Annotated in this window: 15 protein-coding genes; 7 read left to right on the top strand and 8 right to left on the bottom strand. The window is 67.8% G+C overall.

From position 1 onward, the window contains the following. Positions 1–127: 127 nt before the first annotated feature. Positions 128–1366: a M20 family metallo-hydrolase gene (locus ETC07_RS13560; RefSeq protein WP_136249051.1), complete on the bottom strand. Its 1239-nt coding sequence runs from the start codon at positions 1364–1366 to the stop codon at positions 128–130. A 139-nt stretch (positions 1367–1505) separates the two neighbouring features. On the opposite strand from ETC07_RS13560, the gene ETC07_RS13555 reads away from it, so the two are divergent. The 4 genes from ETC07_RS13555 to ETC07_RS13540 all read left to right on the top strand — a co-directional run bounded on the left by ETC07_RS13555 (position 1506) and on the right by ETC07_RS13540 (position 5841). After that, complete coding sequence (locus ETC07_RS13555; protein WP_136249050.1) at positions 1506–2924, top strand: aminotransferase; 1419 nt, start codon at positions 1506–1508, stop codon at positions 2922–2924. Between the two features lie 81 nt (positions 2925–3005). Continuing rightward, complete coding sequence (locus ETC07_RS13550; RefSeq protein WP_136249049.1) at positions 3006–4349, top strand: Na+/H+ antiporter NhaC family protein; 1344 nt, start codon at positions 3006–3008, stop codon at positions 4347–4349. A gap of 14 nt (positions 4350–4363) precedes the next feature. Next, positions 4364–5479, top strand: a complete 1116-nt coding sequence (aguA, locus tag ETC07_RS13545; RefSeq protein WP_136249060.1) for an agmatine deiminase — start codon at positions 4364–4366, stop codon at positions 5477–5479. A gap of 128 nt (positions 5480–5607) precedes the next feature. Then, a complete protein-coding gene (locus tag ETC07_RS13540; RefSeq protein WP_136249048.1) occupies positions 5608–5841 on the top strand; it encodes a YMGG-like glycine zipper-containing protein in 234 nt (77 codons plus the stop codon). A gap of 10 nt (positions 5842–5851) precedes the next feature. On the opposite strand, the gene ETC07_RS13535 is transcribed toward ETC07_RS13540, so the two are convergent. Both ETC07_RS13535 and ETC07_RS13530 read right to left on the bottom strand, forming a co-directional pair. Continuing rightward, positions 5852–6553 carry an extensin-like domain-containing protein gene (locus ETC07_RS13535; RefSeq protein ID WP_136249047.1) on the bottom strand — a complete coding sequence of 234 codons (702 nt, stop codon included), beginning with the start codon at positions 6551–6553 and terminating at the stop codon, positions 5852–5854. 52 nt (positions 6554–6605) lie between these two features. Beyond that, positions 6606–6788 (bottom strand): hypothetical protein, encoded by a 183-nt coding sequence (locus ETC07_RS13530; RefSeq protein WP_136249046.1) that lies wholly within the window; start codon positions 6786–6788, stop codon positions 6606–6608. Positions 6789–6920: 132 nt separating this feature from the next. On the opposite strand from ETC07_RS13530, the gene ETC07_RS13525 reads away from it, so the two are divergent. Beyond that, positions 6921–7922 (top strand): LLM class flavin-dependent oxidoreductase, encoded by a 1002-nt coding sequence (locus tag ETC07_RS13525; RefSeq protein ID WP_136249045.1) that lies wholly within the window; start codon positions 6921–6923, stop codon positions 7920–7922. Positions 7923–7962: 40 nt separating this feature from the next. On the opposite strand, the gene ETC07_RS13520 is transcribed toward ETC07_RS13525, so the two are convergent. The 3 genes from ETC07_RS13520 to ETC07_RS13510 are packed head-to-tail and all read right to left on the bottom strand — an operon-like array spanning position 7963 to position 10411. Then, entirely contained in the window at positions 7963–9300 is a 1338-nt protein-coding gene (locus tag ETC07_RS13520; protein ID WP_205742554.1) for a sensor histidine kinase, read from the bottom strand. Next, positions 9297–9971, bottom strand: a complete 675-nt coding sequence (locus ETC07_RS13515; protein WP_136249044.1) for a response regulator transcription factor — start codon at positions 9969–9971, stop codon at positions 9297–9299. Before ETC07_RS13515 ends, ETC07_RS13520 begins: the two co-directional genes overlap by 4 nt. Beyond that, positions 9968–10411, bottom strand: a complete 444-nt coding sequence (locus ETC07_RS13510) for a PepSY domain-containing protein (protein ID WP_306462092.1) — start codon at positions 10409–10411, stop codon at positions 9968–9970. Before ETC07_RS13510 ends, ETC07_RS13515 begins: the two co-directional genes overlap by 4 nt. Before the next feature lie 122 nt (positions 10412–10533). Between ETC07_RS13510 and ETC07_RS13505 the strand changes: the two genes are divergently transcribed. Both ETC07_RS13505 and ETC07_RS13500 read left to right on the top strand, forming a co-directional pair. Continuing rightward, the gene (locus ETC07_RS13505; RefSeq protein ID WP_136249043.1) at positions 10534–11001 is read left to right on the top strand and encodes a hypothetical protein; all 468 of its coding nucleotides are present in this window, start codon (positions 10534–10536) and stop codon (positions 10999–11001) included. Then, positions 10994–11374 carry an FxsA family protein gene (locus tag ETC07_RS13500; RefSeq protein ID WP_136249042.1) on the top strand — a complete coding sequence of 127 codons (381 nt, stop codon included), beginning with the start codon at positions 10994–10996 and terminating at the stop codon, positions 11372–11374. Before ETC07_RS13505 ends, ETC07_RS13500 begins: the two co-directional genes overlap by 8 nt. On the opposite strand, the gene ETC07_RS13495 is transcribed toward ETC07_RS13500, so the two are convergent. Next, a complete protein-coding gene (locus tag ETC07_RS13495; RefSeq protein WP_136249041.1) occupies positions 11371–12156 on the bottom strand; it encodes an ion transporter in 786 nt (261 codons plus the stop codon). The two genes, ETC07_RS13500 and ETC07_RS13495, sit on opposite strands and share 4 nt — an antisense overlap. A 258-nt stretch (positions 12157–12414) precedes the next feature. Next, positions 12415–13113, bottom strand: a complete 699-nt coding sequence (locus ETC07_RS13490; RefSeq protein ID WP_276605513.1) for a metal-binding protein ZinT — start codon at positions 13111–13113, stop codon at positions 12415–12417. Positions 13114–13312: the final 199 nt, after the last annotated feature.

Genomic DNA, 13312 nt, shown 5'->3' with positions numbered 1-13312 from the left:
CATCGACGAAGGCGTCGTCGATATAGGCGCGGGTCTCGAGGCTCGCCTTCAGGGAGTCGGCCTCGTCCTGCCAGTCGTCGCGAGTCTGGGGGGCTTGGTTGATATCGGTCATAGGGGGCTCCCGTGTTCAGGCCGGCCGGTCGGCGCGGTCGAGCATGGCGTCACACAGCACCTGGGTACCCAGGCGGCAGTGCTCCGGCGTGGCGTACTCGGCCTCGTTGTGGCTGATGCCGTCGCGGCAGGGGATGAAGATCATCGAGGTGGGGGCGACGCGCGACACATACACGGAATCGTGCCCGGCGCCGCTCATCATGCGCCGATAGGGCACCGCCTGGGCCTGGGTGGCGGCCTCCACCGCGGCGATGCACCCGGCATCGAACTCGACCACCGGCGAGGCCCAGATCCGCTCGGCCGCGGTGGCCACGCCGAAGGTCTCGCCACAGGCGGCAAGCTCACGCTCGAACAGCGCCTGGAGGCCATCCAGCTCGCGTTCCACCACGTGGCGCAGGTCGACGGTCAGGCGCACCTCGCCGGGAATCACGTTGCGCGAGGCCGACTCGATGTCCAGGCAGCCGCAGGTGACCTTGGTGTCGCCGCTGGCATCAAGCAGGGCGTGGGCCTGCAGGCGGTCGATCAGGCGCGCCGCCGCGGCCAAGGCGTCGTGGCGCAACCGCATGGGGGTCGGGCCGGCATGGGCCGACTGACCGGAAAAGCTGACATCGAACCAGCGCATGCCCTGCACACCGGTGACCACGCCGATGGTTTCCCGGGCATCCTCGAGCACCGGCCCCTGTTCGATGTGCAGCTCGAAGAAGCCGTCCAGCCGCGGCTCGCCCACCGGCAGGTCACCGGCGTAGCCGCAGGCCTCCAGGGCCTCACCCAGGGTCACGCCGTCGGCGTCGCGACGTTTCAAGGTGTCGTCGACGGCGAACTCGCCGGCATAGGTGCCGGAGGCGACCATCGCCGGGGCGAAGCGGCTGCCTTCCTCGTTGGTCCACACCACCAGCTCCAGGGGGCGTTCGGTGACGATGCCTTGATCGTCGAGGGTGCGAAACACCTCGAGCCCGGCCAACACGCCGAGGATGCCGTCGAAGCGGCCGCCCTTGGGCTGGGTGTCCAGGTGGCTGCCGGTGGCGACCGGGTCGAGGTCATCGCGCTTGCCGGCTCGGCGAATGAACAGATTGCCGACCCGGTCGACCCGCCAGGTGCAGCCGATCGCCTCGCACCAGTCGAGCAGCAGCCGCCGGCCGGCGGCGTCGTCGGGGGTCAACGCCAGGCGGCAGCTGCCGCCGTTGGCGGTGGGGCCGATCTCGGCCATGGCCATCAGCGTATCCCACAGCCGCTGGCCGTCGATGGAAATCGTCATGGTGCGCCTCTCCGGTCGTTATTCGTCATGACGGAGACCTTACGAGGGCGACACGATCCCCCGATATACCCCAATCAGGATATGTCGCCCACGACCCCGAGCTGGCTAGTCTGGTTGCCACTCGATAGGAGGTATTGCCATGACCACAACAAGCACCCGTCCGACGACCGAACGCCCCGTCCTCGATGCCCAATCGCTATGGCAGAAGGACAAGGATCACTTCATCCATCCCTTCACCGACTTCAGCGTCTTCAAGGACGAGGGCTGCGACCTGATCACCGATAGCGATGGCATCTATGTCCAGGATGCCAAGGGCAACCGTTTCATCGACGGCATCGCCGGGCTGTGGTGCGTCAACGTCGGCCACGGTCGTCGTGAGATCGGCGAGGCCATGGCCGACCAGGCCACCCGCATGGCCTACTTCTCGACCTTCAACAACCTGTCCAACGCCCCGGCCGCGGAGCTCGCCGCCAAGCTCGCCGAGCTGGCGCCTTCGCACCTCAACCATGTGTTCTACAGCTGCGGCGGCTCGACGGCCAACGACGCGACCATTCGCCTGGTGCACTACTACTTCAACCGCCTCGGCAAGCCCGAGAAGAAGCGCATCCTGTCGCGCAACAACGCCTACCACGGCACCACCTACCTGGCCTCGACCCTGACCGGCATCGCCAGCAACAACTGGGAATTCGATACCCTCGACCACCTGGTGACCCACCTCAGCGAGGCCAACTGCTATCGCCGCCCCGAGGGCATGAGCGAGGCCGAGTACTGCGATCACCTGGTCGAGGAATTCGAGGCCAAGGTGGCCGAGATCGGCGCCGACAACATCGCCGCCTTCATCGCCGAGCCGATCATGGGTGCCGGTGGCGTGCTGGTCGCCCCCGAGGGCTACCATGCGCGCATTCAGGCGGTGTGTCGCGCCAACGATATCCTGTTGATCGCCGACGAGGTGGTCACCGCCTTCGGCCGGCTCGGCCACTTCTTCTCCTCCGAGGCGGTATTCGGCATCCAGCCGGACATCATCAACTGCGCCAAGGGACTTTCCTCGGGCTATGCCCCGCTGGGCGCCACCCTGATCTCCGACGAAGTCTACGAGGTGCTGTCCACGCCCCAGGGGCCGGGCGGCGTGCTGAGCACCGGCTTCACCTACTCCGGGCATCCGGTGAGCTGCGCCGCGGCGCTGAAGAACATCGAGATCATGGAGCGCGAGGCGATCTGCGAGAACGTCCGCGAGGTGGGGCCGTATCTCGAGCAACAGTTGAAGACGCTGTCCCACCACACCACGGTCGGCGACGTACGCGGCAGCCACTTCATGATGTGTCTGGAGAACGTCGCCGACAAGGACACCAAGACGCTGCTGCCGGTGGAGGCGCGGGTCGGTGACCGGGTCGCCGCCGAGGCCCAGAAGCGTGGCCTGATCATCCGTCCGGTGGGACACCTGAACATCGTCTCGCCGCCGCTGATCTGGAACCGCGAGACCGTCGACCGGGTGGTCGCCATTCTCGACGAGGCCCTGGCCGCCACCACGGCCTCCTTGAAAGAGGATGATTACCTGTAACCCAACCCTCGCCTCGGCGGCGTTCCGACACGTCCGCCGAGGCCTCCTCCTTTCCAGATCAACAACCACAAGAGAAAGCTCATGGAAACCTATGGCGCCTGGAGCCTGATCCCCACCCTGGTGGTGCTGGGCATGGCTCTATTGACCCGACGCACCATCGAGTCGCTGTTGGCCGGGACCGTCGTCGGCCTGCTGATGGTCGATCCGACCTCGGTCGTCACCCAGGGCTCGAATATCCTGCTCGGCGTGCTGGGTAACGATACCGTCACCTGGATCATCCTGGTCTGCGGCCTGTTCGGCAGCCTGATCGCCCTGCTGGTCAAGACCGGCGGGGTGCTCAGCTTCGGCGACACCATGACCCGACGTATCCACGGCAAACACCACAGCCTGCTGGCCACCTGGGTGCTGGGCCTGATCATCTTCGTCGACGACTACCTGAATGCGCTGACCATCAGCTCCTCGATGAAGAAGATCACCGATCGCTTCGGCATCTCCCGGGAGAAACTGGCCTACATCGTCGACTCCACGGCGGCGCCGGTGTGCATCCTGGTGCCCTTCTCCACCTGGGCGGTGTTCTTCGGCGGCCTGCTGGAGGAGAACAACGTCACCGGCAATGGCATGGGCCTGTATATCGAGGCCATTCCCTACATGTTCTACGCCTGGGTGGCGGCGGCCATCGTGCCCCTGGTGGCGCTGGGCTGGATACCCGATATCGGCCCGATGAAGACCGCCGAGGCCCGCGCCGCAGGCGGCCAGCCGATTCCCGAAGGGGTCGACGACGATACCCTGGAGGTAGACGAGAGCAAACCGCGCCCGCATCTGATCAACTTCCTGCTGCCCATCGCCACCCTGATCTTCTTCACCTGGTACTTCGACATCGACATCCTGCGCGGCGTCATCGTGTCGCTGATCGTGCTGCTGGTGATGATCGGCGCCCAACGGCTGTTGAGCTTCAACGAGACCTTCGACACGGCCCTGGACGGCTTCAAGGCGATGATCATGCCACTCGGCACGCTGGTGGCGGGCTTCACCCTCAAGGAGGTCAACGACCTGCTGGGCCTCACCGACTTCGTCATCGCCACGGTGCAGCCGCTGATGACCCCGGGAATGCTGCCGGCGGTGGTCTTCGTGACCATGGCCTTCCTGGCCTTCGCCACCGCCTCCTTCTGGGGTCTGTTCGCCGTGGCCATGCCTATCGTGCTGCCGCTGGCCATGAGCGTCGACGCCAACATGCCGCTGGTGGTGGGTGCACTGATCTCGGCCAGCGCCTTCGGTAGCCACGCCTGCTTCTACGGCGACTCCACCGTGCTCTCCGCCCAGGGTAGCGGCTGCACACCCATGGCCCATGCCCTGACCCAGCTCCCTTATGTGCTGATTGCCGCCACCATCGCCACCGGTGTATTCCTGGTGGTCGGCCACCTGTGAGACCCGCCATGACGATGACATCTGCCCAAGGCGCCCCGAGGGGCGCCACTCCCGAGAGCCCGGCGGCCCAGGGCTTCGCCATGCCCGCCGAGTTCGCTCCCCATGACGCCTGCTGGATGCTCTGGCCGCAGCGCCCCGACACCTGGCGCTACGGGGCCAAGCCGGCCCAGCAGGCCTTCGTCGAGGTGGCCACCGCCATCGCCGACAGCGAGACGGTGTTCGTCGGCGTCAACGACGAACAGTACGAGAACGCCCGCATCCAGCTACCCGAGCACGTGCGGGTGGTCGAGCTTTCCAGCAACGACGCCTGGATGCGCGACGTCGGCCCGACCTTCCTCACCCATGCGGATGGCCGCCTGGCGATGGTCGACTGGGAGTTCAACGCCTGGGGCGGCCTCGAGGGCGGGCTCTACTTCCCCTGGGACAAGGACCGCCGCATCCGCACCAAGATCGCCGAGATGCTCGGCATCGAGCGCTTCGTGGCGCCGGTGGTGCTGGAAGGCGGGGCCATCCATGTGGACGGCGAAGGCACCCTGATCACCACCGAGGAATGCCTGCTCAACGCCAACCGTAACCCGGGGCTGTCGAAGGCCGAGATGGAGCGGATGCTATGCGATACCCTGGGCGTGGAGACCATCATCTGGCTGCCCCGCGGTTGCCACCTCGATGAGACCGACGGCCACGTCGACAACCTGGCCTGCTTCGTCGCCCCCGGCGAGGTGGCCCTGACCTGGACCGACGACGAGGCCGACCCTCAGCACGCCATCTCCCGGGAGGCGCTGACGGTTCTGGAGAACGCCACCGACGCCCGCGGCCGGCCACTCAAGGTGCACAAGCTACCCCAGCCCGGGCCGCTGCATATCGCCGAAGACGAGGCCAGCGGCATCGACCGCCTGAGCCATTCCCACCCGCGGCGCCCCGGCGATCGCATGGCCGGCTCCTACGTCAACTTCTACATCGCCAACGCGGTGGTGGTGATGCCGCTGCTCGACCCGGCGCGTGACGACGAGGCCCGCGCCCTGCTCCAGAACCTGTTCCCGACGCGCCGGGTGATCGGCGTACCGGCCCGGGAGGTCCTGCTCGGCGGCGGCAACATCCACTGCATCACCCAGCAGCAGCCGCGCTCCTGACCCTGGCCCTTGGGCGTGCGGCAGACAAGGCCCCGTGCGGGCATCTATCCTGTGGGCAACGCGGCGTGCCGACGGCCCGCCGAAAGATCCCCTCCAGCGGGGACATCACCATCGGAAGGAGACACACCATGAATCGGACCATGATGCTTAGCCTCTGCGCCCTCCTGCCCCTGGCTCTCGCCGGTTGTGGTACCACGACCGGGGAGCGCGCCGCGAGTGGCGCAGGTGTGGGCGCCGCGGTCGGCGCCGGGGCGGCCGCCGTCACCGGCGGCGATGTCAGTGAGGGTGCGGTGATCGGTGGCGGCGTAGGAGCGGCCACCGGGGCGGCGACCGATGAGGACGACATCGACCTCGACCGTTAACTCGGCACGCTCAACGGCAGACGCGATAGCCGCCCACGCCGAGATGGAAATGATCGGCGTGGGCGGTGTTGTAGTCGGGGCCCAGCACGCTGCCGAAGGCATCGCAGGCACCCTGGCGGGCCCGCCTCAAGAACTTCCCTTCGGCATCATCGTCGCCCCAGTCGCGACGCACCTCGATGCGCCGGCCATCATCGAGCCGATAGGCCGCCACATCCAACGCTTCCGCCGTGGCATGCAGGCTACGACGCCCCTGCTCGCGCCCATAGATGTTGCGACAGGCGAAGCTGCCGTAATGCTCGACCGCCGCCACGGACCGGCCGAACAGTTCCCGAGCGGCGGGCTGCAGGCGATGACGCTCGTAACGCAGCCAGGCCACCGCCAGCGGGCAGGCGGCCACGAAGCTCGAGTCGAAGGCGACCCCGGCCCGCTCGATCCGCACCACGTTCTCGAGCGGGCAGTCCGCCACCGGGGTGTGATCGGCCAGCGGAGCATAAGCCAGCACCGACTCGGGCACCCGCGCCAGCACCGCCAGGCACGCCTCACGGTCGCCTTCGAGCCGGCCGAGTTTCCAGCGCGTCACCGGCGTCAGCGGATCCTCCACCGCCAGCGGCTGCCAGGGATTCCAGCCGGCGGGTAACGTCCATGCGCCCTTGTCGAAGGCGATGCCGGCGCCGATCAGGGCCATCAGCACGATCAGGATCATCCCTCGCATATCGCTCTCCCGTAGCACCCATGCCCGATAACGCCGGCGGCCTCCCCCCGAGCTACAGCATCAGGCTGACGATCAACGCCGATCCACCGACCAGCAGCGCCGTGATCACGGCCAGGGTCACCAGGCGGTCCAGCCAACGGTCGAAGCGCGTCCCGTCGACGCGTCGCGCCGCGTACCGGTGCCGCCGGGTGGCACCGCGTCGTCGTGACGATGTGGCGTGGCGCTTCGACGGCATGGGCGACGTTCCTTTGGCATCCTGTCCTTAGAGCTTAAGTGGACGACCACGACGAAGCCAGCCACCGCGACCATTGCGCCGAACCTCGATCGCCCCCATATGGTATTGAGCAAGCTAACCACTGGAGCCCCTATGCCCCGCCTCAACGAGACCCCGCTATCGGTACTCGACCTGGCACCGATTCGCCAGAACGGCAGCGCCGCCGACACCTTCGACGACAGCGTGGCGCTGGCCCGACTGGCCGAACGCCGTGGCTTCGAGCGCTTCTGGCTGGCCGAGCATCACAGCATCGATGGCATCGCCAGCGCCGCCACCTCGGTGCTGATCGGCCATATCGCCGAGCAGACCTCGCGCCTGCGGGTCGGCAGCGGCGGTATCATGCTGCCCAACCACCCGCCACTGGTGATCGCCGAGCAGTTCGGCACCCTGGAGACCCTCTATCCGGGGCGTATCGATCTGGGGCTGGGGCGCGCCCCCGGGGCCGATGGCGCGACCATGGCAGCCCTGCGCCGCGATACCTTCGCCGGCGCCGACGACTTCCCTCAGCGCCTGGCCGAGCTCGCGGGTTACCTCGACGACGAGCGTCCCGGCCAGCGGGTGCGCGCCGTGCCCGGCCAGGGCACCAACGTGCCGCTGTGGCTGCTCGGCTCCAGCGACTACAGTGCACGGCTGGCGGCCCGCGAAGGCCTGCCCTTCGCCTTCGCCGCGCAGTTCGCCCCGGCCCGGCTACACGAGGCGCTGCGCGTCTACCGCGACAACTTCCAGCCCTCGGCGCGGCTCGAGGCGCCCTATGCCATGGTCGGCCTGCCGGTGGTCGCCGCCGACAGCGATGACCAGGCCGACTACCTGGCCAGTACCGCGCGCCAGAAATTCCTGGGCCTGATCCGCGGCCAACGCATCCTGGCTCAGCCGCCGACGGAGCACCTGGACGCCTCGCCCCTGGAGCGTTCCCAGCTCGAGCAATTCCTCGGCGCGGCGGTGATCGGCGGGCCGCAGACCGTGCGCGAGGGCCTGGAGGACTTCCTCGCCTCCACCGGCGCCGACGAGCTGATGCTGCATACCGATGTCTACGCCCTCGAGGATCGCCTGAGAAGCTACGAGATCGTCGCCGACCTGTCGCAGGCCGGCGAATAAGGGACAACGCGCGGGAGCGCGCGCCAGCCAGGGCGGCGGCTCAGGCCGGCCCGCCGAGCGGTAGCCGGATGCGTGCCGCCAGGCCCCCGAGTTCGGCCGCCTCGAGGGTCAATCGGCCATCGTAGAGCGCCATCAGGTCCTCGACGATGGCCAGCCCCAGGCCGCTTCCCGAGCGCCGCTCGTCGAGGCGTGCTCCCCGTGCCAGCGCGGCTTCGCGCTGCTCGGGAGGCATGCCGGGGCCATCGTCTTCGACCTCGAGGCAGGCCGCGCCGTCCCGCGTGGTCAGCCTCAGCGTCACGCGGTGGCACGCCCAGTGCAGGGCGTTCTCGAGCAGGTTGCCGACCATCTCCTGCAGGTCCTGGGCATCCACCCGCAGGGCGAGCGACGGCGCGAGTTCGACGTCGAGCTCGATGCCGCGCCGTTCGGCGAGCCGGCTCAGGCCATCGACCACCGGCGCCAGCGCCTCATCGGCCCGCACGCGCCCGGCCAGCGAGGCGCCGCCGGCCGCCGAGGCACGCGCCAGATGATGGCGCACCGCCTCGTCGAGGCGCTTCAGCTCGGCCCGCAGGCGTGCGGGCTCGGGATGCCGACCAGACAGGGTGCCCAGCACGCTGATCGGTGTCTTGAGGGCGTGGGCCAGATTGCCGGCGGCAGCACGACCGCGCTCGATCAGCCGGCGATCGCGGGTCAGCACCTCGTTCATGGCCCCGGCCAGCTCGGACAGCTCGGCGGGCAGGCGGGTGCCGAGACGCTCCGCGCGCCCGGCCTCCACCTCTCGCAGGTCGGCGTGAAGCCGGCGCAGCGGCGCCAACCCCCAGCGGATCTGCGCCGCCAGGCCGCCCAACAACAGCAGGCCCAGCGCCAGCAGCGACAGCCACAGCAGCCACTCGAAGCGCGCGACCTCGTCGTCGAGGGCTTGGCGCGATACCGCCAGCCCGACCCGCAACGGCCGGGGATCGCCCGCCACACGCACTCGGCGCTCGATCAGCCGCAACGGCTCGCCGCGCGGCCCACTGATATCGCGGTGTGTCACGCCGGCACTCGCGTCCGCGAGAGGCAGGCGCTGATCCCATAACGAGCGCGAGACGCGGGTCTCGCCCCGACCATCACCGACCTGCCAGTACCAGCCGGAGAAGACGCGCTCGAAGCGAGCATCTCCCAGCGCCGGCGCCGCCCGCAGCCGGCCACTCCGCGGGTCACGCTCCACCGCCGCCAGCAGCACCCGCGACATCGAGTCCAGGCGCTCGTCGAAGGAGGCGGTGACCGTCTGGCGGAAGGTGTAGGCGAGCCCGCCCCCGGCCAGCGGCAGTATCACCAGCACCAGCACCCCGGCGGCCAACAGCAGGCGTCGCGCCAGGCTCCAGCGCGCCGGGATCACGTCGCCTCCCCCTCCGGCGCCACCAGGCGGTAACCCTGGCCGCGCCGCGTCTCGATGCGTTCTCCACCGAGCTTGCGGCGCAGCCGACTGACCTGGACATCGATGACATTGGAGTCGGGCTCGTGATCTCGATCATAAACGTGCTCGGCCAGCTCGCTGCGGCTGACCACCCGCGGCGTGGCATGCATCAGGTAGGCCAGTAACCGCGACTCCTGGGCGGTGAGCGAGACCGGGCGGCCGGCCAGGGTCACGCTGCCGGTATGCGTATCGTAGGCCAGCGCGCCGCTCGACAGCACCGGATGGGCATGGCCATGGCTGCGCCGCACCAAGGCATGCAGGCGGAACAGCACCTCGGCGGTCTCGAAGGGCTTGGTCACGTAGTCGTCGGCCCCGGCGGAGAAACCCGCGGCCTTGTCGGACCAACGCTCGCGGGCGGTCAACACCAGCACCGGCAGGTCGATGGCATCCTCGCGCCACTGCGCCAGCCAACGCGTCCCGTCGCCATCGGGCAGGCCCAGGTCGAGTACCACGGCGTCATAACGCTCGGTGCGTAGCAGGTAGTCGCCTTCGCCACCGGTGCCGGCGACCTCCACCAACAGACCGGCCTCTCCCAATGCCTCGCCGAGCGCCTCGGCAAGCGCCCGGTCGTCCTCGATCAACAATACCTTCATGGGCGTCGCATGCCTTCGATGTTCACTCCCTCGATTTCCATCAGCTCACCATTCGCGGCATCGAACTCGAACTCGACCAGCTGGCCCTCAGGGCCCAGCATCTCGATCTCGTAGCGGCGCCCCCCGTCCTCGTCGCCGAGCTCGACCTCCAGCACCTGGCCGCGGTAGTGCGCCTGGAGCCAGTCGAGCACCGCGGGCAACGGCACCACGCGGCCGTCGCGCACCGCCTCGTGCAGCGCCCGCCACGCCGGCGTATCGCCATCATCGGCCTGGGCGGCCGCCCCGCCCAGGGTCGTGGCCAGCAGCAACGCGGCGAGCGCCCCGTGCCGAGAGTATCGTGGAGTGGATAACATCTTCATGCCGACAGCGTGCCAGAAGGTGCATGAATGCACCATTAACGCCGCCAGCGATGCGACGCCGCTCTCGGCGATCCATGACATGAATCGAACATGAACGGCAGCGTCAGCCCACGGCAAGATGCACGGTGCGATAACGGATCACGAGGCGACGGTCGACACGCGACTCGCCCCGACGACACATCACCGAGACCCGGAGCACCACGATGAAGATGCTGACCCAATGGATCGCCCCACTGACCCTGGCCGGGATGACCGGCACCGCCCTGGCCGACGGCGGCGGACTGAATCAAGACGACCTGCTGCGACTGCTCGACGGCGCCGATGCTTACGGCTTCAGCCACTACGCCGAACTCGACCTCGACGACGGCCAGCGCCTCGAGCTCGAGGGCTGGCGGGATGACGGCTGGCGGCTCGAGGTCGACATGCAGACCGAGGATGGTACGCTGCTGCATGAGACGCAGCGCCGCGACGAGATCCCCGACTGGAGCCTCACCGGCGACCAGCTTCGCCAGGCGCTGGCTAATGCCCAGCGAGCCGGCCTGCAACGATTCTCCACCCTCGATGTCGATGAGTTCGAGGACATCGAGATCGAAGGCCTCGATGGCAATGGCCGCGAGATCGAGCTACGCCTCGATCACGAGCTGAAGGTCACAGGAGTGGAACATGACTGATCGACGCCAAGGGCAAGACCATAACGCCGCCTGGCAGGCGGCCCGGCAATGGCGGGAACGGGCGCGCCAGACGCGCCCCTCCGGGGGCATGAGCGGCCCCCGGCTGATTCTCACCTGGCTGCTGTTCGGCGCCATGATGATCGTCGGCACCGTCATCGGCCTGGTGTTCCTGCTGATCGGCTGGCTGATGCTGCCCTTCCTGCGCCATCGCATGAAGAAACGCATGGAGGGCATGCGCGCCGAGCAGGCCCAGGACGTGGGCGGCGGCGCGTACCGCGAGGCCCCCTCGCGCCAGCGCGAGGCGCGCCAGGGTCGCGACGGCGAACACGACACCCTGGAAGGCGACTACCGGATCAAGGACGACGAGCGCTAGTTCGAGCGACGCTCGTCGGCGAGGCGCCCGCCCTCCCGGCGACCGAGTTCGCCGCGTAATGCGCCCACCTCTTCGCGCAGGGCGCGCACCTCGCCGTGCAGCTCGCGAATCAGGTCGCGATTGGCCCGATGCAGGCGCGACTGCTCGGTTTCCTGATCATCGACGAACAGCGAGCCGACATAGGCGGCGAAGCTGCCGAACAGCCCCACCCCGGCGACCATCAACGCCACCGCCACCACCCGCCCCAGCGTCGTGATCGGGTAGAAATCCCCGTAGCCCACCGTGGTCACGGTCACGAAGGCCCACCACAACGCTTCCTCCGCGGTATCGATGGAACTCGCGGGATTGGGCCCCTCTACCAGCAGGATCGTCATCGAGCCGAAGGCCACCAGCAGCAGGGTCGCGGTGGCCGCCGAGGCGAAGATGCCCTCGGCGCGGTTGCGAAACAGTAGCCGCCAGATCATGTGCAGCGACTTGATCGCCCGTAGCAGGCGAATCACCTGCACCACCCGTACCAGGCGTCCGGCGAAAAGCACGCCGGCGGGAATGCTCGCCACCAGGTCGATCCAGCCCCAACGCATGAAACGCCACTTGTGCGGCGCGGCCCGAAAGCGCACGCAGAAATCGGTGAAGAAGAACAGGCAGGCCACCAGGTCGAGGTAGTGCAGCAGCCGTGAGACCTCCCGCGGCAGGTCGAACAGCACATCCACGGCCAGGGCACCGACCACATAGAAGGACAGCACCAGGATCAGCAGCTGGAAGGGGGTGAAGCGATCGTTCATGGCATCGGGGTCGGCGTTGGTGGCACGGGCTTCCGAACCTTACGCGTCCGCCACTCGCTTGTCGCCCCTCGTCCACGGCGGGTCATCAACCATGAGCCGGCGGGATACCCGTCACGGTCGCGCCCCACGCGATGCCATCCTCGACCTGCCTTGAAGGCGACTCACCCTGGCCGGCAACGCAAAGGCCCCTCGAACGAGGGGCCTGAAGGCCGCTTGACGGGGGCTCTCCGCGAATCATCAGAACGTTGCGCGGGAAAGCTAGTGCGTCAGCATTTCCTCGGCTATCGACCGACCATCCAAGTCGGCAGAATAGTAGGTCGGCCAGTGCTCGACCTCGTCCAGCAGCGCCTGGCGGTCATCGCCCCAATACAGATGGAAATGCTCGGCATCGTGCGGGGCAATCGCGTGATCGCTGAACTGGATGAACTCGGGCATCGCCGCGCCCCCGGCCTGCCGCTCGAAGATATAGCGGACGCCGCGATTGCCGGCCTCATAGGTCAGGATCTCGTAGCCGTCGTAGGCATACTCACCGCTGCGCATCCCTTGCGGATCATGAAAGGTGACGTTACTGCCGTCGATCACGATGCGTTCGATGTCGGTTCGGTAGCCCTTCTGGTAATACGCCCGATAGTCGTCGGCCGTCTTGTCGGCACTGTCCGCCGCCTTGGCGGCCATCACCTCGTCGAGGGTGCCGTCCTGGAGATACGGATACACCGACTGCCAGTCGCCCTGCCAGTCCGCCAGCGAGCGGTCCTCGACCTGATCGTCGTCGAAGTAACCGGCGTAGATGTCCTCGTCATGGTGATGCTCATGGGCATGATCGTGCTCATGATGATGATGCGCGTTCCCATGGTCGTGCTTGCCGTCGGACGACTGGGCAAGGGCCCATTGGCTGGCCGTCACCGACAGCATGCCGATGGCCACCACGCTTAGCGGCTTCGAATATCGTGTGCGCAAGGTATTTCCTCCGGGGTCGATGCATCTATGAGCGCACTGTCATCGGCGCCTTATAGAATGTTATAACATAACTACATCATGGTGTGCGATACCGATCCACGGCCATTATCCGCCGACCACTCGCCTGCCCCAGCAGCGGACTGCACGTCGAATCGGCGCCGCGGCCAGGGAGGCTCGCTTGATGCCGGGCGGCGCCATC

This window comes from Halomonas borealis (genome assembly GCF_004798905.1).
In the GTDB taxonomy this organism is placed as follows: Bacteria; Pseudomonadota; Gammaproteobacteria; order Pseudomonadales; family Halomonadaceae; genus Halomonas; species Halomonas borealis.
Note: the sequence above shows the minus strand (reverse complement) of the source record. Positions and strands in the feature narration are given on the sequence as shown.